21 protein-coding genes and 1 pseudogene are annotated in these 22,153 nt (G+C 64.5%); 6 read left to right on the top strand and 16 right to left on the bottom strand.

The window, feature by feature from the left end; all coding sequences use genetic code 11:
• Window positions 1-64 precede the first annotated feature (64 nt).
• The 4 genes from AC6I1W_RS04010 to ssd are packed head-to-tail and all read right to left on the bottom strand — an operon-like array spanning window position 65 to window position 3,799.
• Window positions 65-814 carry a type II secretion system F family protein gene (locus tag AC6I1W_RS04010; RefSeq protein WP_336620879.1) on the bottom strand — a complete coding sequence of 250 codons (750 nt, stop codon included), beginning with the start codon at window positions 812-814 and terminating at the stop codon, window positions 65-67.
• Window positions 811-1,581, bottom strand: a complete 771-nt coding sequence (locus tag AC6I1W_RS04005; protein ID WP_016666852.1) for a type II secretion system F family protein — start codon at window positions 1,579-1,581, stop codon at window positions 811-813. Before AC6I1W_RS04005 ends, AC6I1W_RS04010 begins: the two co-directional genes overlap by 4 nt.
• On the bottom strand, window positions 1,578-2,744 hold the full coding sequence (locus AC6I1W_RS04000) for a TadA family conjugal transfer-associated ATPase (protein ID WP_117189786.1): 1,167 nt from the start codon (window positions 2,742-2,744) through the stop codon (window positions 1,578-1,580). Before AC6I1W_RS04000 ends, AC6I1W_RS04005 begins: the two co-directional genes overlap by 4 nt.
• Window positions 2,741-3,799 (bottom strand): septum site-determining protein Ssd, encoded by a 1,059-nt coding sequence (gene ssd, locus AC6I1W_RS03995; RefSeq protein WP_065673336.1) that lies wholly within the window; start codon window positions 3,797-3,799, stop codon window positions 2,741-2,743. Before ssd ends, AC6I1W_RS04000 begins: the two co-directional genes overlap by 4 nt.
• 271 nt (window positions 3,800-4,070) lie before the next feature.
• On the opposite strand from ssd, the gene AC6I1W_RS03990 reads away from it, so the two are divergent.
• The 3 genes from AC6I1W_RS03990 to AC6I1W_RS03980 all read left to right on the top strand — a co-directional run bounded on the left by AC6I1W_RS03990 (window position 4,071) and on the right by AC6I1W_RS03980 (window position 6,753).
• Window positions 4,071-4,685 carry a methyltransferase domain-containing protein gene (locus AC6I1W_RS03990; protein ID WP_231097143.1) on the top strand — a complete coding sequence of 205 codons (615 nt, stop codon included), beginning with the start codon at window positions 4,071-4,073 and terminating at the stop codon, window positions 4,683-4,685.
• A 167-nt stretch (window positions 4,686-4,852) separates the two neighbouring features.
• Complete coding sequence (gene nhaA, locus AC6I1W_RS03985) at window positions 4,853-6,121, top strand: Na+/H+ antiporter NhaA (protein WP_065673335.1); 1,269 nt, start codon at window positions 4,853-4,855, stop codon at window positions 6,119-6,121.
• A gap of 95 nt (window positions 6,122-6,216) precedes the next feature.
• Complete coding sequence (locus AC6I1W_RS03980) at window positions 6,217-6,753, top strand: phage holin family protein (RefSeq protein ID WP_016666847.1); 537 nt, start codon at window positions 6,217-6,219, stop codon at window positions 6,751-6,753.
• An 89-nt stretch (window positions 6,754-6,842) separates the two neighbouring features.
• On the opposite strand, the gene AC6I1W_RS03975 is transcribed toward AC6I1W_RS03980, so the two are convergent.
• Genes AC6I1W_RS03975 through nth form a run of 3 tightly spaced genes read right to left on the bottom strand, consistent with a single transcriptional unit; the run spans window position 6,843 to window position 8,805 of the window.
• Entirely contained in the window at window positions 6,843-7,499 is a 657-nt protein-coding gene (locus AC6I1W_RS03975) for an NUDIX hydrolase (protein WP_065673334.1), read from the bottom strand.
• Window positions 7,496-8,083, bottom strand: a complete 588-nt coding sequence (locus tag AC6I1W_RS03970; protein ID WP_016666845.1) for a TlpA family protein disulfide reductase — start codon at window positions 8,081-8,083, stop codon at window positions 7,496-7,498. The genes AC6I1W_RS03975 and AC6I1W_RS03970 overlap by 4 nt, the downstream gene beginning before the upstream one ends.
• Entirely contained in the window at window positions 8,080-8,805 is a 726-nt protein-coding gene (gene nth / locus AC6I1W_RS03965) for an endonuclease III (RefSeq protein ID WP_081302638.1), read from the bottom strand. The genes AC6I1W_RS03970 and nth overlap by 4 nt, the downstream gene beginning before the upstream one ends.
• A gap of 95 nt (window positions 8,806-8,900) precedes the next feature.
• Between nth and AC6I1W_RS03960 the strand changes: the two genes are divergently transcribed.
• Window positions 8,901-9,632 carry a Crp/Fnr family transcriptional regulator gene (locus tag AC6I1W_RS03960; RefSeq protein ID WP_036975711.1) on the top strand — a complete coding sequence of 244 codons (732 nt, stop codon included), beginning with the start codon at window positions 8,901-8,903 and terminating at the stop codon, window positions 9,630-9,632.
• A 101-nt stretch (window positions 9,633-9,733) separates the two neighbouring features.
• Here AC6I1W_RS03960 and AC6I1W_RS03955 read toward each other — a convergent pair whose 3' ends face one another.
• From AC6I1W_RS03955 to AC6I1W_RS03945, 3 genes are read right to left on the bottom strand one after another with little or no spacing between them, the layout of a single operon-like run.
• A complete protein-coding gene (locus tag AC6I1W_RS03955; protein ID WP_065673333.1) occupies window positions 9,734-10,189 on the bottom strand; it encodes a RidA family protein in 456 nt (151 codons plus the stop codon).
• Window positions 10,186-10,359, bottom strand: a complete 174-nt coding sequence (sp36, locus tag AC6I1W_RS03950) for a Sp36 family protein (RefSeq protein ID WP_016666842.1) — start codon at window positions 10,357-10,359, stop codon at window positions 10,186-10,188. The genes AC6I1W_RS03955 and sp36 overlap by 4 nt, the downstream gene beginning before the upstream one ends.
• Window positions 10,356-10,655: a WhiB family transcriptional regulator gene (locus AC6I1W_RS03945; RefSeq protein ID WP_081302637.1), complete on the bottom strand. Its 300-nt coding sequence runs from the start codon at window positions 10,653-10,655 to the stop codon at window positions 10,356-10,358. The genes sp36 and AC6I1W_RS03945 overlap by 4 nt, the downstream gene beginning before the upstream one ends.
• A 112-nt stretch (window positions 10,656-10,767) precedes the next feature.
• On the opposite strand from AC6I1W_RS03945, the gene AC6I1W_RS03940 reads away from it, so the two are divergent.
• Window positions 10,768-11,790, top strand: a complete 1,023-nt coding sequence (locus AC6I1W_RS03940) for a Gfo/Idh/MocA family protein (RefSeq protein ID WP_202726385.1) — start codon at window positions 10,768-10,770, stop codon at window positions 11,788-11,790.
• A 79-nt stretch (window positions 11,791-11,869) separates the two neighbouring features.
• On the opposite strand, the gene ileS is transcribed toward AC6I1W_RS03940, so the two are convergent.
• The 6 genes and pseudogenes from ileS to AC6I1W_RS03910 all read right to left on the bottom strand — a co-directional run bounded on the left by ileS (window position 11,870) and on the right by AC6I1W_RS03910 (window position 20,197).
• Window positions 11,870-15,136, bottom strand: coding sequence for an isoleucine--tRNA ligase (gene ileS, locus AC6I1W_RS03935; protein WP_284950724.1), 3,267 nt, complete (start codon window positions 15,134-15,136; stop codon window positions 11,870-11,872).
• Window positions 15,137-15,625: 489 nt separating this feature from the next.
• Window positions 15,626-16,207, bottom strand: coding sequence for a hypothetical protein (locus AC6I1W_RS03930; protein ID WP_081302641.1), 582 nt, complete (start codon window positions 16,205-16,207; stop codon window positions 15,626-15,628).
• Window positions 16,208-16,218: 11 nt separating this feature from the next.
• A pseudogene (locus AC6I1W_RS03925) lies at window positions 16,219-17,369 on the bottom strand (hypothetical protein).
• A gap of 406 nt (window positions 17,370-17,775) precedes the next feature.
• The gene (locus AC6I1W_RS03920) at window positions 17,776-18,153 is read right to left on the bottom strand and encodes an ATP-binding cassette domain-containing protein (RefSeq protein ID WP_493536903.1); all 378 of its coding nucleotides are present in this window, start codon (window positions 18,151-18,153) and stop codon (window positions 17,776-17,778) included.
• A gap of 403 nt (window positions 18,154-18,556) precedes the next feature.
• Window positions 18,557-19,387, bottom strand: a complete 831-nt coding sequence (locus AC6I1W_RS03915; protein WP_284950345.1) for a Cof-type HAD-IIB family hydrolase — start codon at window positions 19,385-19,387, stop codon at window positions 18,557-18,559.
• A 9-nt stretch (window positions 19,388-19,396) separates the two neighbouring features.
• Complete coding sequence (locus AC6I1W_RS03910; RefSeq protein WP_284950344.1) at window positions 19,397-20,197, bottom strand: HAD hydrolase family protein; 801 nt, start codon at window positions 20,195-20,197, stop codon at window positions 19,397-19,399.
• Window positions 20,198-20,671: 474 nt separating this feature from the next.
• Between AC6I1W_RS03910 and AC6I1W_RS03905 the strand changes: the two genes are divergently transcribed.
• Window positions 20,672-22,138: a threonine/serine exporter family protein gene (locus AC6I1W_RS03905; RefSeq protein WP_041710324.1), complete on the top strand. Its 1,467-nt coding sequence runs from the start codon at window positions 20,672-20,674 to the stop codon at window positions 22,136-22,138.
• Window positions 22,139-22,153: the final 15 nt, after the last annotated feature.

Below are 22,153 nucleotides of genomic sequence, written 5' to 3'. Positions count from 1 at the left end.
ATAACCACTTTTGCCATGGACATGACGATGCCGGCCGCACCCTCAAGCACGGCCGTCACCCTCGTCACACCACCCCGAGCACCATCCCGGCGATAATCGGCACCACCCCAACCAGCAGGAAGGCTGGGAGGTGACAGCAGACCAGCGGGCCGATGGCGTCGACGCCGGCCTTGCGTGCCTTCTTCCCCGCCTGCTCGGCAGCAGCGATCTGCAATTGCGCGGCGTGGGCCGTCAACAGCTCACTGACACCCTCGCCCGAATCAACGGCTCGTGAGACGTCCTGAGCCGGATCTCTCCACACCGGCGCCGACGCGAGGACGCTCCAGGCCTTGGAATCCGGAACCCCAGCAGCCAGGGATGACGCCAACCGGCGCAAGTCCTCAGCACAGGGCCCGTCCAAGGATTCCGCCACCGTCGTCACCGCCGATCGCAAGGGCAGGCCGGCCTCCATCGCGCTGGAGAGCATCATGAGGGTTTCTGGCAGTTGGGCCGCCCTCCGCTGCTCCTCCCGCCGATGCGCAGAAGACTCCAGCCGCCCAGATCCCCACCACACCACGGCTCCGGCAGCCCCGGCGACCACTACTGCCACCGGGAAGGACCAGGAAACTGCGGCCATGACCCCGCACCCGGCCGCCAGGCCCGCCACGACCCGAACCTCGGGAGCGGGGGCACCGCTGCGAGGGGCAAGCCAGGCCGGAGAACGTTTGCGAGATTTCGTTCGAGATTCCCCCGCTGGTAGGACGATCAGCCAGGCCGCTACTGCAGCCATCACCATCGCTGGAATCAGCGTTCTGTCCACATCGATGTCCGTCATGGCAGGGCCTCCCTCGCCACACGATCCGCCAGGGACTCGCTCCACAGCACCCCGACACAGGCCAGCAGGGTCGCACCCACCAGGCAGGCCCTCCCCAACCAGGTGGTCGTCAGGAAGACCGTCGGGCGCGCCCCGACGAGATGTCCCATGAGCAACCCGACGAAGGGCAGCAGGCCCATGATCCGTCCAGACGCCCTGGCCGCGGCGAGTTCGGAGTCCAAGGTGGCTTCCAGGCGAGCCCGCCGAGCGGTTCCTTCCGCCACTGACTTGGCAGCTGGGGCGAGTGGAGCACCCGTCGTCGCGGCCAACTGCCAGGCATGGGCCAGGGGCACCAAACCCGCCATTCCCGGTTGACGGGCGGTCGCGATGAGGGCGTCGGGAACACTTCCTCCCACCGCTTGGGCCCTCTTGGCCCGGGCCAGCACCTCGACATCGTCAGCAACGTGGTCCAAGGCCATGGCCGGGATCTCCCCGACCGACACTCGGCCTGCCAGGGCTCTCGTCGCCCGAGCCACTTCCTGTCCGCCTCTGAGAGTCTGGGTTCGTCGTCGCTGTCTCCGCACGACGATGAACACCGTCCCTCCCACTGCAGTGGCCATGACGGCCCACACCACACCGCTGATGCCACACACCAACCCGACGGCCACAATCCCGGCCGGCACCACTGACCAGGCTGGCGGGCGTCGTCCCTCTTGTCGTCTCATGGGAGGCGGGACCACCATCCACACCGCCACACCCATGAGGGCCGCGGCCGCCACGATCATCATGGGGCCACCTCCGTCCCCAGCAGCTCGGACAATCTCCCGGCACCCGCACCGAGGCTCGTTGCACCATCCGCGTCCCATCGCACGGCTGGCAGCACAACTGCTCGACCGTCGACGTCAGTGAAGACGCCGATCTCGGCCACCCGTCGCCCTGACGATCCCCGTTCCAGGTGGATGACGGTATGCAGGGCTGCGGTGATCTGGGCCGAAGCCGCGTCTCGCGACAGGCCGCCCAGGGCGGCAAGGGCCTCCAGACGAGCTGGCACCTCGGCCACACCGTTGGCGTGCACCGTCCCGCATCCGCCCTCATGACCCGTGTTGAGAGCCATGAGGAGGTCCCGCAGTTCGGCACCTCGCACCTCTCCCAGGACGATCCGATCGGGCCTCATGCGCAGGCACTGCCGCACCAGGTCCGTGAGGGTGACGGAACCTTTGCCCTCGGAATTGGCGGCCCGGGCCTCCATCGACACCCAGTGCGGATGGTCTATCCAGATCTCCCGGGAATCTTCGACGATGATCAGCCGCTGATCCGCTGGCAGACTCGTCAGCATTGCCGACAGCAGGGTCGTCTTGCCGGTTCCGGTGCCTCCAGTCACCAGGAAGGCCAGCTTGCGGATGAGGATCTCGTCGATAATCTGTCGGCACCCCGGGGTCATCGATCCCCAGGCCACCCAGTCGTCGAGGGACAGGTTACGTCGCGATGGCACGCGCAGGCTGAGACAGGTTCCCGGTCGGGCCAGGACGTCGAGGACGGCATGAACTCGGGTGCCGTCAGGCAACCGGGCATCCACCCACGGGTTGCCGTCATCAAGACGACGTCCCACCGCAGCTGCCAGGCGCACCGCCAACGCCCGCACTTCCTCTGGTCCACTGAAGGTGACGTCGGTCAGTTCCAGCCCCTTGCCGCGGTCGATGAACACTTGGTCCGGGCCGTTGACCAGGACATCCGTGACCCCATCGGTCACCAGGAGAGGCTCCAGACGGCCCGCCCCGGTACTGGTCCGACGCAGCTCCTCGACGACTGCCAATACCGTCTTGTCGGAGGCCACCCGACCGCAGTCGAGGATGGCGTGGGCGACGTCCATCGGCGTCCAGTCACGGCCAAGACCTGCCAGCCGACGACGCACCGGCTCGACCAGCTGACGGTCTGGCTCGTCGCCGCTCATGCGCACATCACCATCTCAGCCAGATCCTGGCACCGGCGACGCCATCGTCGAGATGCCACCACCCACGGTGCCTCGGCGTCGCCCTGCCCACGAACCAGACGGCGGTCATCCCTCACCACGACGTCCGGTCGGACTCCCAGTACCGACTCGATGTCCTCGTCACACATCGATCGCCCAGGGCCACGCCTGACCACCAGCAGGTTGGGCAGGTCCTGGCCTCGCGCGGTCATGACAGACCTGAGATCGGCGGCGACCACACCGACCCTGACGTCAACCGACACCTCCGGGGCCGACACGTGTCCTGGATCCACCACGACGAGATCGTGATCCCCCGACAGGGAATCCACCACGGCCCGGCGCGCCGCTGGAGGCACCTGGGCACCCACCCTTCCCGCGCTGACCACCTCGACGCCGTCAATCGACGGCAGGTGGGACCCCAGATCGGTGGTCACTCCACGCGCCGAGGCCAACTCAGGCCACCGCCACCCGTCCGTCCTCTCGATACCCAACAACAGATCGATCCCGCCGGCGTGAGGATCGAGCTCGACCAGCCCGACCTTCATCCCTGATCTCGCGGCAGCCCATGCCAGTCCGACCGCCAGGGTGCTCACCCCGGTGCCGCCACCACTCGAGTCCACCTGCACCACCGTGGCCTTCGCGGTCGCGGCCATTTCGTCATGGAGGATCTCGGTGAGCACCTGGTTGGCCCGCGGCACGACGATGACGCTGGCCGACAGTCCTGCCGACCACCGTGCAGCCTCCTCGGCGTCGAAACCGACGACATGGGTTCCCGGCCGAGCCGACAGGCCCCAGGCCATCACTGTCCCGGCCATGTCGGCACCCACGAGCAGGGGGCCGTGACGCGACCATGCCCGCGCCACGGCGTCCCGATCTGCCACGACCTCGACGACCACCCCGCCACTGGCCGCCACCGACCCGACGACTTCGGACAACCGGCTGTCTCGACTCACCAAGGCCACGGAGTTGGCGTCCGGGGCAGCGTCCTCGGCGGGCTGGCGCGGCGCCAGGTCCCGTCTTTCTCCAAGAATCCTCATACCTTCAGTTGTCGTCACAGGACGCGAAATCTGTCACCGAATCCTGGTTCTGTGGAAAACCGTGGCGAACCGCCGAGGAACCCCTGTGGGCAACCCGGCCTCAGCAGTTCCCCCTACAATCGGGCCCATGGCAGTCACCTCCACCCCGCGTTTCCCCAGCGGCACGCTCGAATGGCTGACTGCTGGGCGCCTGGAGCCGGGTAGTCGGGTCATCGTGCTGTGCCCGACTGTCACCTATTGCCGGGCCGTGGCCTCTCACGGGGTCGACGTGCTGGCCGTCCATCGCGACCCTGAGACGGCAGCAAAGCTCAACCGGACTCCCGGCGTCATGGCTGTCTGCGGATCGCCCGAGTCCTTACCCCTCAACCCCTGTAGCTTCGACGCCGTCCTGGTACATCAGCGATTCCACGAGCTCGCTCCCGGACTCGTGCTGCCCGAGGTCGCCCGCGTCCTGCGACCCAGTAGCGTCCTCGGTGTCTCCTGGCTGGTGCGTGACGACACCGTCCCGTGGGTCAAGAGGCTGGCAGCCCTGTTGCGCACTGTTGACGAAAGCGCCATGAGTGGCGATTACGGCACTGAGTCGGTACAGGAACTCGTCTCCAGCAAGTACTTCCCCGACGACGAGCACACCACGAAGCGCCTCTGGGTTCCGGTCGATCGGGATTCCCTCATCGCCATGGCGGCCAATCTTCCTGCTGTCCAGGACCTCGACACCGACTCTCGCTCCGAGCTGCTGACCAAGGTCGCTGCCCTTGCTGACGATTCCGCCGGCATGAGTGGTCTGAGATTGCCCTACCAGCTGGAATGCTGGCGGGCTTGGGTCGATCACGACGAACTCACCACCCCCATCCGTCCTGACGACAACGGGCTCACCATCACTCTCTGACGCCGGCCCATGGCGTAACGACACCGTCAGTCCACGAAATGAACATCGATGGGTGACGTCACACCCACTTGGTACCATTTTCAACGAGGTGTGCCGGGAAGTCTGGTCGGCGTGACCCTGTCCCCTATCCCCGCTGAGCCTGTGGCGCGGGTACGCGAAAGGCATTTATGACAGATTCCCACAAGAACAAGCGACCTCACATGAGCATCCTGCGGCCAGTGACGGGCCCCAACGCCCTTCACCTGTCCGACATCTTCCGAAACGAGACCACCGGCGGCATGCTCATGCTGGCAGCCACGGTCGCAGCCCTCTTGTGGGCCAATTTCGGTCAGCATTCGTACCACTTCTTCCGCGAGTTGACCGTTGGTCCTCTCACGATCGAGGGGTGGGCAGCTGACGGTCTGCTGACGATCTTTTTCTTCATCGCAGGCCTCGAACTCAAACGAGAGTTCGTCGAGGGTTCACTGTCACGACCCGCCGACGCCCTGGTTCCCATCGTCGCCGCCGTCTGCGGAATGGTGTTCCCGGCCGGCATCTACACGTTGTTCAACCTACTGTCCGCCGAGGGACATCCAGCAGGTTGGGCCATCCCGATGGCCACTGACATCGCCTTCGCCCTGGCAGTACTGGCCATCGTGGGATCTGGACTACCACAGGCCGTGCGAGCATTCCTACTCACACTGGCCATCGCCGACGACCTCGGTTCCATCATCGTCATCGCGGTCTTCTTCTCCAACGGAATCGACATCTGGTGGCTCCTGGGCGCGATCGTCTGTATCGCCCTGTGGGGAGTCATGCAGCGCTTCCACGTCGACAACGGCTGGTGGTACGTCCCGATCTTCATCGTCGGGTGGTGGTGCATGCTGCACTCCGGTGTCCACGCCACCATCGCCGGTGTCGCTTTCGGTCTGCTCACCCGCACCGAGGAGGACGTCCTCGACGACCCCGTCGACCGTTGGCAGCACAAGGTTGAGCCGTGGTCCGCTGGTGCCGTCGTCCCCTTCTTCGCCCTCATGAGCGCCGGAGTGCAGGTTAACAAGGAGACCTTCCTCGGTCTGTGGGCCCACCCCATCTCCCTGGGCATCATCTGCGGCCTCATCGGCGGCAAGGTCATCGGCATCACGTTGGGCTCCTGGCTGACTGCCCGATTCACCTCTGCCGAGCTGGGTCGAGGCGTCGTGTGGCGCGATATCATCGCGGTCGCCATGCTGGCCGGCATCGGATTCACCGTCTCGATGCTCATGACCGACCTGTCCTTCCCGAAGAACCACAATTTCGCCGACGAGGCCAAGGCCTCCGTGCTCGTGGCCTCCTTCCTGGCAGCCATCCTCGGAGGTGCCCTGCTCCATCATCGCGGCAAGAGGCACAGCTTGTGGGAGGAGAAGCATCCTCACGAGGTTCCGGTGGCTGCCGGTACCTCGAACAACACCGACTGACCCTGTTCCCTCGACGACAACTCGACCCGAATACAGCAGATCGAACCGATTCCCGTTAGGCTGAGATCACCATATTCATGACGCGGAGGCATCCCATGGCAGACAAGCTCCCGGTTGGCGACACGATCGACAACCTCAAGACGGACGGCCAGAAGTTCGTCCAGGACTCCAAGGCCTTGGTGACGGCGGAGATCAAGCCTGCAGCCAAGCACGCCGGGATTGGTGCCGGCATGTTCGGCGGTGCTGGCTACTTCGGCATCGTCGGCGCACTGCTGCTCTGGCTGTGCGGCGCCTTCGCCTTCTCCCTCATGTGGCAGCACATCGGTGACTGGAGCATCCTGCTGTCCCTGGTCGTTGGTTTCGCGACAATGGCCGTCGTCATGTTCATCCTGGCCGGCATCCTTGCCCTGGTCGGCAAGGGCCAGATCTCCCAGGTCAAGGCCCCTACCGGCGTCGTCGACGAGGCCAAGTCGACCCTCGCGGCTGTCAAGTCGGCCGTTGCCCGTGGCAAGTACAACGCCACTGCTCGCAGCAGTGTTGATGCCAGCGAGGTGTCCTCGCATGCCGCGTCGGCAGCCACTGGTGTTGCCGCTCCTCGCCGCGCCAGCGGCGCCACGGCTACCCGCCACTGAACTCAAAGTTTGACGCTGGCCCTCCCACGGCACTGTGGGAGGGCCAGCGTCGTTTTGTGCACCTTGATCTCGTGCTCTGACCTCGAGGATCAGGGGATGTCGTCGGGAGTGGTGCCCTCCGGCAGACGACGAGCCCCCAGATAGCCCTCCGGAATCTCCACCACGCGCTCTCGGTCCCACGGACGCGACCAGCCACCGCGGTCGAGCAAGGACTCGAGGACGTGAGCGGTGAATCCCCAGACGAAGAGGTCCGGCAGCACGAAAGCCGGCCCGCGATACCCCGACGGGTGACGGGTCGTGGCCCGAGCGGCCGGATTGGCCAGGTCTGCCAGCCTGACGCGCTGCACCAGGGCGACCTCGGCGGGATCGACGACCCCGACGGCCCCTTCTCCTCCCCAGGTCGCCACAACGGTGGCGACGTCGGACTGGCTGGCTGCTACGTGGGCCGTCGGGAGCACTCCCCTGACGGTGACGAGGCCTCGGTCCAGCCCGACCTCCTCACGAGCCTCCCGCAGAGCTGTGTCGACGATGGTGTCATCAGTCTCCTCCGCGCGTCCCCCCGGCAGGGCGACTTGGCCGGCGTGGTGACGCAAGGACAGCGGGCGTCGCGTCAGGATGATGTCATTGTCGGTCTCGCTGATGAGGGCGAGTACTGCTGAGGACTGTCCACCACCAGGACGACGTCCCACCGAGAAATCGGGATCGTTGCGGCCCAGGCTGGCGATGAGGGTACTCAGATGACTCATGACGGCCTTTCGAGAGCCTTGTCGATCGCGGAGTTGAGCTCCTGCTGGGAGCGCCACTGACCGCTGTGGCGGGTGACGATGGTGCCGTCCCTGACGATGAAGGTGACGGGGACCCCGCTGACCTGCCATGCGCCTCGGATGGTGCTGTCAGGATCTTGAAGCTGCGGGAAGGCCAGGCCGACCTCGCCGGCGAAGGAGATGGCCTCGGATGCGTCGGACTCGGCGTAGTCGACCCCGAGGAAGGCGACCCGGTCGTGATAACGACGGTAGGCGTCTGCGATGAGAGGGGACTCGCTGCGGCAGGGTCGGCACCACGACGCCCACACCGTCACCAGGGTTACTCCCTTGGAGGTTGCCCTGGCCATCGAGACCGTCGGTCCCTCGCCGAGGCATTGCAGGCCGACGTCAGGCATCGGCCGACCTTCCGCGGCCGTCCCCGAGGTCTTGGAGATGGGCCCTGAGGACAGATGGGAGCAGTCTGGGACGCCGACCTTGTTGCGTTGATGGGCCATATCGGCGTCTCCACCGCAACCAGCCAGCATGGCGACGGCCATCACCGCGCCGAGAGTGACCGTCTTCTTCATCGTCGCGGCTCCCTGACGAGGGTGGCGGCCTCCTCGGGGTCGGTCGGTCCCTCACCATAGGAGGGACACCATTCGGCCACTGGGCAGACCCCACATGCTGGGCGTCGGGAATGGCAGCGACGACGACCGTGCCAGATGAGGCGGTGGCACAGCATCACCCAGTCGTTCGGGTCGAAGAGGTCGGCGAGATCGGTTTCCACCTTCGCCGGGGTGGTCGCGTCGGTCCAGCCGAGCCGGCGCGACACCCTCATGACGTGGGTGTCCGGGGTGATCCCGGGGACTCCGAAGGCATTGCCGAGGACGACATTGGCGGTCTTGCGGCCGACGCCTGGCAGGGTCACCAGGGAGTCGAGGCCTTCCGGGACGTCGCCGTCGAACTCGTCAACGAGTTTTGCGGCCATCGAGACCAGCCGCACCGCTCGGGTCGGCCCGAATCCCAGGGGTGCCACGACCGTCTCGACCTCGCTGACGTCAGCGTTCGCGAGGGTCTGTGGGTCGGGCCAGCGGGAGAACAAGGTGGGAGTGACGGTGTTCACCCGTCGGTCGGTCGTCTGGGCTGACAGCACGGTGGCGACGAGGAGCTGATAGGGGCCGTCGTGGTCCAATTCGCAGCGCGCATCCGGATAGGCCTCGGCCAGCAACCTGGCCACCTCGTCAGCGTGCTCCCTACACTGATCCCGACGCACTGAGGTGGTGGATGTGGCTGCCATGATTCCAAGCATAGAAGGAGAAAATAACCCCCGTGCCATCACAAAATGTGACACCTGCCACAATATGGGGATATGCATACGGTGACTCGACCGTCGATGGTCGGACGATGCAGGTGCTCATGAGGGGAGATGTTCGGATGGCAAATGTGGTGGCAACAGCGGCGACCCAACCGTTCTTCGCAGCTCTCGGCCCCGCCTCGGCCGCCCGGATCATGGCGATGTGTGAGGCCTTGGTCTGTCCGCGAAATACGGTGATCTTCGAGGCCGGCGACCCAGCCGACAACCTCTACCTCGTCGTCGAGGGCAAGGTGAAACTCACCCGTTCCACCACTGCCGAAGACCTCACCCCTCGAGACTCGCTGCTGTGGCTCATGGGCCCCGGTGACATGTTCGGGGAACTGTCACTGGTCGACGGCGGCATGCGCTCCACGACGGCCACCACCCTCACCCGCTGCAGCTTGCTCAAGGCACCTGGCATGCAGATGCGCGAACTCGTCGAGACCCGCCACGATGTCGCCCTGGCCATGCTGGGTCGACTCTCGGAGCGACTGCGTCGGGCCGACGACAACACCGCCCACTTCGTCTCCGGTGACGTTCCCAGCCGTCTGGCCTACACCTTGCTCGACCTGGCACGCCGGTTCGGCACCGCGAACCCGTCGACAGGTCACATCGTGGTCCGTCATGACCTCACCCAGCACGAGCTCGCCCAGGCCGTTGGTTCCTCCCGTGAGACCGTCAACAAGGCTCTCACCGACTTCACCGCTCACGGCTGGATCGCCGCACGTCCCAAGGTCGTCACGATCATGGAGCCGGAGAAGCTCGCGGCGCGCGCCAACTGAGTCCCAAAAAGGCCGCACCCCAAGAGGATCCCAGACCGACGAAAAACGTCCGGGGCCAAGTACGAAACCTGGACCCGGACGCTGTGGTGATCCTTGGGCGATCAGACCTCGACGGTCAGCTCAACCTCGACGGCCGATCCGAGCGGCAGGGTGGCCACACCGACGGCGCTGCGGGCGTGACGGCCGTGCTCACCGAAGATCTGTCCGAGCAGCTGGGAGGCGCCGTTGGCGACACCGGCCTGGCCGGTGAAGTCCGAAGCGGAGTTGACGAAGACGACAACCCGGACGACGCGCTTGATGGCATCGAGCCCACCGGCAACGTCAGCGGCAGCCGCGATCGCGTTGAGGACCGCAGTACGTGCAGCCTCGGTGGCCTGCTCCGCGGAGACGGTGTCCCCCACCTTGCCGACGGCGGTGAGCTCGCCGTCGACGAAGGGCAGCTGACCAGAGGTCAGGATCTGTGACCCAGTCTGGATGGCCGGCACGTAGTCGGCCACCGGAGCCGCAACCGACGGGAGGGTGATTCCCAGTTCAGCGCACTTCGTCGTGGCACTCATCGGGACTGCTCCTGGTCAGGCAGCGGGCGCTTGAAGTAGCCCACCAGTGATTCCGGATTGGGGCCGGCGACGATCTGGACGAGTTCCCAGCCGTCGGCTCCGAAGTTGTTGAGGATCTGCTGCGAGGTGTGCACCAGAATCGGTGCCGTGAAGTACTCCCATCGAGTCATAACTTCACCCTAGCGGTTTTCGGTTGAGAGCCCTGATCGGCGAGCAACACGTCGCGCCAGCTCGTCACGTCCGGACGCTCGCGCAACAGGCGTCGCCTCTCGCGCTCGGTCATGCCTCCCCAAACTCCCCACTCGAGGCGGTTGTCCAGGGCTTCGGCAAGGCACTCGGGACGCACGCGGCAACCAGTGCAGATCCGCCTGGCTCGGCGCTGCTCCTTCCCGTCCGGGAAGAGGGCATCTGCCATACCGCGGCAGTTCGCGAGGAGTGTCCAATCGTCAGCTTCGTTGCTTCCCACGAGCCTCACGGTACGCGGTACGGATGCCTTTTGACAAGGCACGGCGCCTACGAATCGACTGCGCATCGGGACAAATCGTGGTACTGCTCACGCCGACGTCTAGAGTTGTGTCATGGACACCACGGCCACCATTGGTTGGGGAATCGCGGGCACTGGACGCATCGCCCGCACGGTTCTCGACGACTTCGCACACGTCCCTGGAGCACGCATTTCCGCCGTCGCGTCGAGGTCGATCGCGCGCGCCGATGCCTTCGCCGATCTGGTCTCCCAGAGCCTCGGCACACCACGTCCCAACGCCCATGACTCGTATGCCGAAATGATCGCCAACCCCGCCGTTGACGTCATTTATGTGGCAACTCCACACCCTCAGCACCGCCCGATCGCCCTGGCTGCCATCGAGGCAGGCAAGGCCGTTCTGGTCGAGAAGTCCTTCGCCGCCACCGCCGAGGCAGCGACCGAAATGGCCGAGGCTGCTCGGGCCCACGAGGTCTTCGCGATGGAGGGGATGTGGACCCGATTCCTCCCCGTCGTCACCGAGATGATCGACGCCGTCAACAGCGGTGCGATCGGGGAGCCGACAGGTGTTCAGGGGGACTTGTTCGCCCTGCGCGATTATGACCCGGAGGACCGTCTCTTCTCGCCTGCGCTGGGTGGCGGAGTGACCCTCGACCTCGGTGTCTACGCCCTCGATTTCGCCATCCGGCTCCTCGGTGAACCCACCGAGGTCATCGCTCGTGGCAAGCACTTCCCGAATGGCGTCGACTCCGATGCCTCCATGCTGCTGACCTTCCCGAAGGACAAGTTCGCCACACTGGCGATCTCCCTGACCTCCGACGGCCCGGGACGCATGACGATCCAGGGCACTGACGGATGGATCGAGGTGGAGCCCCGGTTCCACCATCCCAGCCGCATCCTCATCCATCGTCGCGGGGTCATCCCGGAGGTCCACAACACTCCTGCCCTGGGACGTGGTTATGCCCACGAGCTCATCGAGGTCTGCGAATGCCTGCGGGCTGGGCGTACCGAGAGCCAGACGATGCCGCTGAATGCCACCCTGGCAGTGGCTCGCACGATGGCCAACATCCTCGACCAGCTCGGCGTCGAGAATCACGACGACACCGAGTTGCCGTCCTGATCCTGACCCCGATTCTCCCCCTGACAACGTGCATCGGGCGGCCACCTTTGAAGGGTGGCCGCCCGATGTTATGGGTCCATCAAACCTTCTCGACCTTCACGGCGAGGCCGAGCTCCTCGTCGCGGGACCACTGCTCGTCAGCCTCGCCGCGGTTGGCCGAGGTGGCCAGCACCTCGCCGGTGATCTCGTCGAGGTGCTCCTCGATTGCCACCGCCAGCTCACCGTCAGCCTGCCAGGACAGGCAGATGCGGTCGGAGACGTCCAGGCCGGCCTTCTTGCGGCTGTCCTGGATGAACCGGATGACCTCACGAGCCTGACCGGCGCGGGCCAGCTCCGGGGTGATCTCCAGATCCAGGGCCACCGTCTCACCCTGCTCGTTGAGGACGCTCCACCCCTCACGCGGACGCTCGGAGACAATGACCTCGTCAGCAGTCACGACCGCCCTGCCGCCCTCGACCTCGGGCACCTCCAGCTCGACCGAGCCGTGGGAGGCCAGCTCGGAGGTCAGCCATTCTGGATCGGCAGCGGCGATGGCGGCAGCGACCTTCGGGGTGGCCTTGGCGTACTTCTTGCCGAGTGCCCGGAAGTTGCCCTTCGCGGAGTGGTCGACGAGGTCGCCGGCCGCGGTGAAGGAATCCAAGGCCATGACGTTGAGCTCGGAACGGATCTCGGCCTGCAGATCCTCATCCAGCTTGGCCAGGGCAGCACCCGAGATGAGGGCACGCGACAGCGGTTGACGAATCTTGGCCCTGGCCTCGGCACGAGCGCCACGACCCAACTCGACGATACGTCGGGCCAGATCCATCGACTCGGTCAAGGACTCGTCGATGACGGACTCGTCGGCAACCGGCCAGGTCGACAGGTGCACCGACGTCGGGCCCCCAGGATTCGTCGTCACGAAGAGGTCCTGCCAGACGCGCTCAGTGATGAACGGGACCATCGGGGCCATCAGACGGGTGAGCGTCTCGAGGGTCTCGTGCAAGGTCCACAGGGCGCTCTGATCGCCGTCCCAGAAGCGACGCCGGGAGCGACGCACATACCAGTTGGACATCTCGGCGACGAACTGGGCGATGAGGGTTCCGGTGCGCTGAGTGTCGAAGTTGTTCAGTGCTTCGGTGACCTCACGGACGAGGACGTTGGTGGCGCTAACCAGCCAGCGGTCCAGAACGTGGCGCCCGGCGACGGCCGGAGCCGCGGGAGCGGTGGCCGGGGACCAGCCATTGGCGCGGGCGTACAGGGCATGGAAGCTGACGGTGTTCCAGTAGGTCAGCAGGACCTTGCGGACTGTCTCCTGGATGGTCTCGTCACCGACGCGACGAGCGCTCCATGGGGAACCGTCAGCGGCCATGAACCAGCGCACCGCGTCGGCACCGTGCTTGTCCATGAGAGGGATGGGCAGCAGGATGTTGCCCAGGTGCTTGCTCATCTTGCGGCCGTCCTCGGCGAGGATGTGGCCCAGGCACAGCACGTTGCGATACGAGGACTCGTCAAGGACGAGGGTTCCGACGGCCATCATGGTGTAGAACCAGCCACGGGTCTGGTCGATGGCCTCACAGATGAAGTCGCCCGGGTAGTGGGCCTCGAACTTCTCCTTGGAACCGGGAACGTGCGGGTAACCCCACTGGGCGAAGGGCATCGAGCCCGAGTCCAGCCAGGCGTCGGCCACCTCGGGGACGCGGTGGTAGGTGTGACCGTCACGAGTGAGGGTCACCTCGTCGATGAACGGACGGTGCGGGTCCATTCCGGTGAGGTCGCGTCCGGCGTACTGGGACAGTTCAGCCAGGGACTCAACGCAGATGACGTCGGAGGGATCGTCGTCGTTGCGCCACAGTGGCAGCGGGGTGCCCCAGTAACGCGAGCGGCTGACGGCCCAGTCGATGTTGTTCTCGAGCCAGTCGCCGAAGCGGCCGTGCTTGATCGTCTCGGGGTACCAGGTGGTGCCCTCGTTCTGCTCGAGCAGCTGCTCCTTGACGCGGGTGGTGCGGATGTACCACGACGGTTGGGCGTAATAGATGAGGTGGGTGTCACAGCGCCAGCAGTGCGGATAGGAGTGCCAGTGCATCTCGAGTCGGAACAGGATTCCGCGCTTGTCGAGGTCGTCGCACAGCGGCTTGTCAGCAGTCTTGAAGAACTGCCCACCAACCATCGGGACCGACTCGTCGAAGGTGCCGTCGGGACGGATCGGGTTGACCAGCGGCAGGCCGTAGCGACGGCAGGTCAGCAGGTCGTCGGCACCGAAGGCCGGGGCCTGGTGGACCAGACCGGTACCGTCCTCGGTGGTGACGTAGTCGGCGAGGACGACGAAGTTGGCGTCAGCAGGGGTTGGACGACCGTCGGTGGTGACGCGCTCGGTCCTGGGCCACTCCAGGAAGTCATAGGGACGCTCATAGGCCCAGAACTCCATCTCGGTACCCATGAAGGACTCGCCGGTCAGGCTCCACCCCTCACCCAGCACCTTCTCAAAAAGCGGCTCGGCGATGACGAGGTCCTCGGAGACCGGGTCGTCCCCGGAGGTGGTGGCGACGGCGTCGGAACCTTCGGGAACCGGATTCTGGTGGGCGACGACGTAACGCACCTCGGGATGCACCGCGACGGCGGTGTTCGAGATGAGGGTCCACGGGGTGGTCGTCCACACCAGCAGCTTGGCGCGACCGGCCAGTGGGCCCGAGGTCACCGGGAAGCGGACGAAGATCGACGGGTCGCGGTCGTCCTGGTAGCCCTGGGCCAGCTCGTGGTCGGACAGGGTCGTGCCACACCGCGGGCAGTACGGTGCGACGCGGTGGTCCTCGCCGAGCAGACCCTTGTCCCAGATCCGCTTGAGGCCCCACCACACCGACTCGACGTAGGACGGGTTCATCGTCCAGTACGCCTCGTCCATGTTGACCCAGTAGCCCATTCGCTCGGTGAGCTCGCTGAAGGCGTCGACGTGGCGGGTGACGGATTCACGGCACTTGGCGTTGAAGGGCTCGACGCCGTACTTCTCGATGTCGGGCTTGCCGGAGAACCCCAGCTCCTTCTCGACGGCCAGCTCGACCGGTAGGCCGTGGCAATCCCAGCCGGCCTTGCGGTCGACGCGGAATCCCTGCATGGTCTTGAAGCGGGGGAAGACGTCCTTGAAGACGCGAGCCTCGACGTGGTGGGTACCAGGCTGACCGTTGGCGGTCGGTGGACCCTCGAAGAAGGTCCACGGCTGGCCGTCCTTGGTGGCCTCCAGGGTCTTCTCGAAAGTGTGTTCCCGGGCCCACAGATCCATGATCTCGTGGTCCATCGCGGGAAGGTCAATCTGCGGCGGCACGCTGTTGTACTGCCGGCAGTCGTCAGGGCGGACTGAGTTCACATCGGTCATCGCGGTGGGTGGATCCTTCGTCTCGGGTCACCGAGGGACGAGCACACCGGATTCTCCGGGTACCCGCGGTACCACCCTCCTTGCGCGACGTCGACGACGTCGGCCTCTCGGTTCGTCGACCGCTGCCGGTTCTACTGAGGTGGTGTGTGCACGTACCCGTTCTTCCGGCGGCTCCGGGGTGATCGCCCCATCACTGCCTTGCGGTCGCAAGCATCCTACTCCAACTGGAGAGAATTGTGGCGGGTCTCCGGGCACGGTGGCAATGACGTCGCTCCACGGCGTCTTTGCCACCACCGACGCCACGAACGACCATCATGTACCGAAATGCCACACACCCGGGATATCCGCCTGCCCGCACGTAGACACGTGATCGAGGCGTCGTACCACAAGCGCCGGTGGCACGCAGGTTTCAGAGTCAGCCACGGACCCCGGAGGAACCCCACCTGCCCATACCGGCCAGTTGGCCCCGTCCAAGCGGATCACCCACGGCTACACCACATGGCGAGACCTCACCAGCGAAGTAGAGATCCCCAGAAGGCAAAGGGTCCCTGAGAACACTGCAGACAATGCATCTGTGCGATCCTTCACCGGCCAAGACCACAGAGCTTCGAGACTCGTGGTGCTCCCCGCCACAAGACTCATGAGGACCCAGATAGTGGCAGGTAGGGCTGACAGCCTCTTGACACCAAGTGCGTTGGCGAAAAGGGTCACCCCAGACAATCCGACAATATTTCGCGTGGCAACCATTCCGACGGGAAGATCTCCCACATATGCCACGGTTCCAAGAAGCACGGCCGACGTCATTGACAAGAGACAATCGGCAAGTGCAGTCCGCCGCCCCGATCCTACTTCCAGCCGCGTGTCACGCCGCGAAAGACACCAACCTTGCACGATGACCACGCACAAGGGAACTACGGCGGCATTAGGAACGTCAACACCCCTCCCGGTCAAAAACGGGGGGATCGCGACCATGACCTCGGAAGTGAGCCCGATGAGGACACAACAAACCACAGTAGCTGCAAGCAAAGATAACAGGGACCGATTTCGCGCCCATGCCCTCCAGCCCAGCACCACATTACGGCTCAACATGTCCGAAGCCGGGCTCGATCTTGTTCAAGAATGCTGGCCTGTTTCTCGATCGGCAATCGATCGATGGATTTCAACCACTCACGAGCCTCTGGGGACAATGTCGCGTCTCGCGCCTCGATGCCGGAATGTTCCACCAACCAAGCGACAACACGCTCCTGGATATCTTCCACCCAGATCTCCACTTGGTCTTTACGAGCTTGGCATGGAGCAACAGCCATGCCATCTGCGACTGCTGACAGTGTGGGTCCTGCCGATTCAGACGCATTCTCTGCTGACGCCGACCACCAAACGGTTGTTTGAGTCGATTGTCCAGTGCCCTGCCGATATTCCCTTGGAACATGAATCCCGTTAGCCCTCCACGCAGCATCTGCCTTCTGCACTATGGGACCCAGGAGTTGGAGGTCCTGCGGCCCCCAGGTACACACCATGGGATCCTTCAAACACGTCTGTGTTCCAGTTCGAGGCACGGCAGGGAGAGCGCCCACACCCTCCACCTCACGGAACCCAATTAACACTGTTGAGACCAACCCGATAATCAAGACCCGGTCACGATGGCATTTGGGTGACGGCGCTCTCTACTCGCAATGAGCGCCATCATCGACACGACAAGAACGCCGCATGCCATCGTCATATCGGCCACAAGGACTCGCGGATCTAGCATCTCCCCCACATTGCAGCAGCTCATGTAATAGCCAACCAGATACCTCAATTCCAGTACCGATACGGCCGGGCCATAAAAAACGAGCACAAATGGGACCACAAGAGCTGTCGGTGCTGCCAATGCCAATGGCCATGACATTCTGATCACGGCGCCAAAGACGCCCTACGCGAACATCCAGACAACACCAATCAATGACATTCTTACAATTTGATCCCCAGATCCTGAAAGCAGAACTGAAACACCTACAGCCATTGCGGAGGGAACAACAGCAATTGCCCACCACGGCGCCACAATTCTCAACCGAGACCGCTTGTATAGTCTCTTTAAAATCTGGCCTTCGGTAAATCTTCGAATTTCCAAGCAAGCGCTCAGTGCGAAGGGCTCCGCAATCATCATGAATGCGTAAAGTATGCTGGAAGCTCGCTCAATAGTTGAGTGTGCCGGAAGATTCCCAAATGCTCCATACCACCACATGATCAGCATTACCGGCAAAAGACGCACACCATAAGATCGCCGGAGCAGGAGACACCACGTCATGATGTCTGCTCCGATGCACCCACGACACCAAGAAACGCCGCCTCTGCTGCATGAGAAGATCCCGCACCATGCATCAGGAACTCATCGGTCGATCCGTCGTAGACAATATGCCCCTCATGCAATATCACGACCCTGTTGTACATTGAGTCAATGTCGGAAGAATCGTGAGTGGACACCACAAAACTACGAGTAGCGCCGAGTTCCGTGAGCAGATTCCGAAATACGTGTTTCTGCGCTGGATCAAGGCCAGCGGTCGGCTCATCGAGCAATACAATCGGCTGTCCTCCTACCAGGGCTTAAGCCAGACCAACTCGACGCAGCTGTCCTCCGGACAACTGATTGGGCTTGTCCTTCAGGCAGTCTCCAATTGGACTGCCTCTAGCGCCATAACTGCCCGCTTCTCGCTCTGGGATGAACTACACCCGCCAAGCCAAGCTGAATATGCGACTTGCTCAACCACCCGGAATCCAGGAATTGGCCTGATCTGCTGGGGCATCAGAGACACAACGGAGCGGGGATCCTTGCCTCCATCCACAGCAATTAACCCCGCAGAGGGCCGAAGTTCGCCCGCACATAACCGCAGCAGGGTGGTCTTCCCCGCTCCATTAAGGTCCAAGAGAACCGTCGGCCCCATATCACCCAGAATCAAGTTCAGTTCAGTAAAAAGCCGGGATCTGCGTCGCGGATAGGAGAAATGAACCCCTTCAAGCTGTAGGGTCCGGGTCATCATCGGATCCGGAAATCACGAACAGAAAGCTTCAACCACATAGTTGATCCTTCATCGGGCCAACTAGCCGGAATCTGTAAGTTCCGGCAGGCATGCGCCGATAGTAAGTGGAACCTGTCTTCGCGCACGACAGCATCCTTTCACCGAAGTTTACGTTTGGTTTGAAGCCCCGTGCCGTGGCGCACCCAATTACACCGCGACAAGTAGCCGCTAGTGTCACGCCTGCAACCGTTCGATTCTTCATGAGGCTAGCCTCGTAGCCCAGTGCCCGCCGCCACTCGGGGGGGTCATCGCCGGGTCAGCGTATTTGCAGATTTTGGTTGCGGTCAAGACGATGACGACGCTCATGGGTTTCCGCGTACGAGGGACCGTGCCTCACCTCATTTTCCCCGCGAAACGGTGTAGGTCAGCCACGATGGAGGGTCGGTGACTGTTCTCTCACCGCCAGCAGCTCCTCGACGACCTGGGCAACCCCATCCTCGGCGTTCGAGGGCGCCTGGTGACGCGCTGCTGCGGCCGCGAGCGGGACCGCGTTGGCCATCGCGTAGGAGTCTCCTGCCCACTCCAGCATCTCGACGTCGTTGGCCCCATCCCCGAAGGCGACGGTATCGCGCTGATCGATTCCCAGGTGATCGCACAGCATCGCCAGACCAGAGTCCTTGGTGACCCCCTTGGCACTGATCTCCAGCATCGGCTTGCCGGAGGTGGTGACGTGGACCTCGTCGGTCATCCCGACACCGGTGGCACGGGCGGCAAGCTCCTCAATGGGCAGGCTGGGGTGACGAGCCACCATCTTGAGGCAGTCCCCGTCGAGGACCTCGTCGAGGTCCAGGGCCGGCATGTCGGAGGGGTCGCGAGAGTGGTCGGCGAAGGTCGTCAACTCTGCGTAGCCACGCTGGGACGCAAATGTGAGACCGTCGTCCTTAATCGTCAAGAAGCGGGTGCCGGGAGCAGCAGCAAGGAGACGGTGGGCAAACTCATTCGCCACGGCAGCCGACATCAGCTGGCGGAAGAGCACCGTGTGGGCCTGGAGATCCCAACAAATGGCGCCGTTGGAGCACAGTGCCCACCGGCCCAGGTCGTCCCGCCATTTCTCAATGCCGTAGATCTGCCGGGCGGTGACCGGCACCACCGGCACCCCGACCTTCTCGGCAGCACGGATGGCATCACGGGTACGAGGGCTGATGGTGCCCTCAGGGGTCAGCAGGGTCCCGTCGAGATCTGTCGCGATGAACACACTGCGAGGTTATCGGGATGCCAAGATCTTCTCGACGACAACGGCGAATCCGTCGTCGACGCACGAAGGTGCCCGCAGATCGGCAACGGCGACGGCCTCCGGCTTCGCACCACCCATCGCGTAGGAAGTCCCAGCCCACTGCAGCATCTCGACATCATTGGCACCATCGCCCAGGGCGACGACGTCGGCGCGGTCCTGTCCGAGGACCTTGCAGATGTGCTCCAGGCCACTGGCTTTGGTGACGCCGGCGGGTCCGGCCTCGGTCACCGTGAATCCCGCCCAGGTGGAGTGGACTCCAAGGGTGTCGAGGAGCCTGGACCGCTCGTAGACCTCGGCTGCGGGGACGCTCGGGTGCACGATCATGAGCTTGACGGCCTCGGTGGAACACAGCTCGTCGCGACTGACGAGGACATGCTCGGCGGGGTCGTTCTTGGACTCGAACGGCGGGACGATGTCGTCATACCCGTCCTCAACGAGGAAGACCGAGGAGTCCCCGATCTCCGCGCAGAAGACTGTACCCGGGATCTCGGCGGTGAGCCGATCGACGTAAGCCCTGACGGTCGAGGCCGACATCGTCTTGGTGAAGAGGGTCGCACCGGTGGACAGGTCCACCCCAACGGCACCGTTGCTGACCAAGGCGTACTGACGGAAAACCGGACCGAGGATTCGTAGCCCGCCGATGGCTCGCCCCGTCACCGGGACGACGTGGACCCCGGCTGCTTCGGCAGCCTCGAGAGCCGCGAGATTCCGGGCAGAAACGGTGGCGTCCGGGCGTAAGAATGTTCCGTCGAGATCAGTGGCGATGAGCACATTCCCAACCCTATCTGCCCGTGCTGAACCCGCCCGGTCACCCGCACGGTTTGGGTACCGTCGGTGGGGACCATCACAATGGTTTCTGCGGGGCGTTTTGTGCGGAGGGGGTACTGGCCGATGGCGAGGAAGCAGGAGGGCGCTCGTAGCGGGTCCGCGTCGTCTCGTCGTTGGCACGGGGACGAGCCCATCCCGCTCACCGCTGACGGTATCGACGCTCGCATCTTCCGCCCCGGCCAGGCATCCGCTCAGCCGACGTCCCAAACCCATCCGACTCCGCCGGAACCTCCGGTCGAGGATGACAGCCCGACCCGGCTCGGCCCGGTGCGCACCGCCTCGACGTCGTGGACCCTGCCGCCGTCGGCGACGACCTCGCCGGAGACGACCGCTCCGCAGAGCCGTCGATCCGGGCCTCCCAAGGTTCACCGTGCCCGTCGCGTCCCCCTGGAGCGGTTCTTTCGAGCCGCGACCCCGATGGAGACCACCCTCGCCCTCAACCCGGGCAACTCCGATATGGCGACGCGGCAGGCTCGACGGGTCGTCGATCTCGTGACGAGGGTCTCCGTCATGGCGATCTCGGTCGGAGGTTCGGTCTCGGAGGCCATCGCGATGGCCCTGCGCATCACCGCGACCTACGGGGTGACGGTTCACATCGACATCACCAACACCTCCGTCATCGTCACCCAGCATCGCGGCCTGGAGGAGGACCCCATCACCGCGCTGCGGGTCGTGCGTTCCCGCAGCAACGACTACCAGCGCCTCGGTGAGCTCCAACTCCTCGTCGACGACATCTGCGCCAGGACCGTCGGGCTGGAGGAGGCCGCTGATCGCCTTGCCGCCATCACCCGCAGCCCGCGTCTGTACCGGCAGTGGTTCGTCACCCTGAATGTGGGCCTCATGGGGGCCGGGTTGTCGACTCTCTTCGGTGGCGCCCCGATGGACGGTGTACTGAGCTTCTTCTCCACGTGCATCGTCGACGCCACCGTGCAGGCCATGGCGCGCAGGAGGATCACCAACTTCTTCACCCAAGCTGCCGGCGCGGGCATCGCCACTGCTTTCGCCCTGCTCGTCATGGTGTACATGGCGGCCTCCCACCACACCATTCCGCTGTCCCCCTCTCTCATCGTCGCATCCGGAATGGTCTCCCTGCTGGCGGGAGGTTCCTTCGTCGCTGCTTCCCAGGACGCTCTCGATGGCTACGTCGTCACCAGTTCGGGACGATTCCTGGAGGGGTTCGTGCAGACCGGCGGGATCATCCTCGGTGTCATCACCGTCATGTGGGTCGGACTGCGACTAGGCGTACCGGGATACATCTCGCCATCCCTGGGATTCTCGACCGATCCCATCCTGCAGATGGTCTGCGCAGCTGTCATCGCCGTCACCTTCGGTATCTCCTCCCACGCTGGTTACCGCACCCTGGCCATCTGCGCGGTACTGGGAGCTGCCGCGTGGGGCGGCTACATCATTGGCATGCAGCTGACGGGATCGGTGTCTGCTGCCTCGGGACTCGGCGCCATGGTCGCTGGCATCATCGCCGCCCTGGGTGCCCGACGTTGGAGGGTGCCGCAACTCGGTCTGGTGACGATCGCCATCGTCCCCCTGATGCCTGGCGTCATGATGTACCGAGCGCTGTACATGATCGTCAACGCCCAGAACGGGACCGGCGTCGCCACGGGCGACGGCTGGACCCTCTTCCTGGAGGCCCTGCTGGTGGGAGTGGCGCTGGCCGTGGGCGGCAGCTTCGGAGCCCTCATCGCTCGCCCGTTCACCTTGCCGAAGGATCTGCGCTCCCGGCTGGCGACCCTGGCCTCCTGGGGTGCTGGCCAGGCCGTCCCGCGCGAGCGGCGCCGTCGTCGGTCCCAGCCCCCGGCTGATCCGCATCATCCGGCCCTCAACAATCCCGACAACGACCCGTCCATGACGGGAACCTGGGCGCGGTAGCGCGCCCCCGCGGGT

The sequence above is a fragment of the Cutibacterium sp. KB22876 genome (assembly GCF_059728865.1).
This window is presented reverse-complemented; position numbering and strand designations above follow the sequence as displayed.

Excerpts from the sequence above, each read along its gene's own strand:
- AC6I1W_RS04010 (WP_336620879.1), bottom strand. The coding sequence starts at position 814 with ATGACGGACATCGATGTGGACAGAACGCTGATTCCAGCGATGGTGATG.
- AC6I1W_RS04005 (WP_016666852.1), bottom strand. The coding sequence starts at position 1,581 with ATGATGATCGTGGCGGCCGCGGCCCTCATGGGTGTGGCGGTGTGGATG.
- AC6I1W_RS04000 (WP_117189786.1), bottom strand. The coding sequence starts at position 2,744 with ATGAGCGGCGACGAGCCAGACCGTCAGCTGGTCGAGCCGGTGCGTCGT.
- ssd (WP_065673336.1), bottom strand. The coding sequence starts at position 3,799 with ATGAGGATTCTTGGAGAAAGACGGGACCTGGCGCCGCGCCAGCCCGCC.
- nhaA (WP_065673335.1), top strand. The coding sequence starts at position 4,853 with ATGACAGATTCCCACAAGAACAAGCGACCTCACATGAGCATCCTGCGG.
- AC6I1W_RS03980 (WP_016666847.1), top strand. The coding sequence starts at position 6,217 with ATGGCAGACAAGCTCCCGGTTGGCGACACGATCGACAACCTCAAGACG.
- AC6I1W_RS03975 (WP_065673334.1), bottom strand. The coding sequence starts at position 7,499 with ATGAGTCATCTGAGTACCCTCATCGCCAGCCTGGGCCGCAACGATCCC.
- AC6I1W_RS03970 (WP_016666845.1), bottom strand. The coding sequence starts at position 8,083 with ATGAAGAAGACGGTCACTCTCGGCGCGGTGATGGCCGTCGCCATGCTG.
- nth (WP_081302638.1), bottom strand. The coding sequence starts at position 8,805 with ATGCTTGGAATCATGGCAGCCACATCCACCACCTCAGTGCGTCGGGAT.
- AC6I1W_RS03960 (WP_036975711.1), top strand. The coding sequence starts at position 8,901 with ATGCAGGTGCTCATGAGGGGAGATGTTCGGATGGCAAATGTGGTGGCA.
- AC6I1W_RS03955 (WP_065673333.1), bottom strand. The coding sequence starts at position 10,189 with ATGAGTGCCACGACGAAGTGCGCTGAACTGGGAATCACCCTCCCGTCG.
- sp36 (WP_016666842.1), bottom strand. The coding sequence starts at position 10,359 with ATGACTCGATGGGAGTACTTCACGGCACCGATTCTGGTGCACACCTCG.
- AC6I1W_RS03940 (WP_202726385.1), top strand. The coding sequence starts at position 10,768 with ATGGACACCACGGCCACCATTGGTTGGGGAATCGCGGGCACTGGACGC.
- ileS (WP_284950724.1), bottom strand. The coding sequence starts at position 15,136 with ATGACCGATGTGAACTCAGTCCGCCCTGACGACTGCCGGCAGTACAAC.
- AC6I1W_RS03920 (WP_493536903.1), bottom strand. The coding sequence starts at position 18,153 with ATGATGACCCGGACCCTACAGCTTGAAGGGGTTCATTTCTCCTATCCG.
- AC6I1W_RS03905 (WP_041710324.1), top strand. The coding sequence starts at position 20,672 with ATGGAGACCACCCTCGCCCTCAACCCGGGCAACTCCGATATGGCGACG.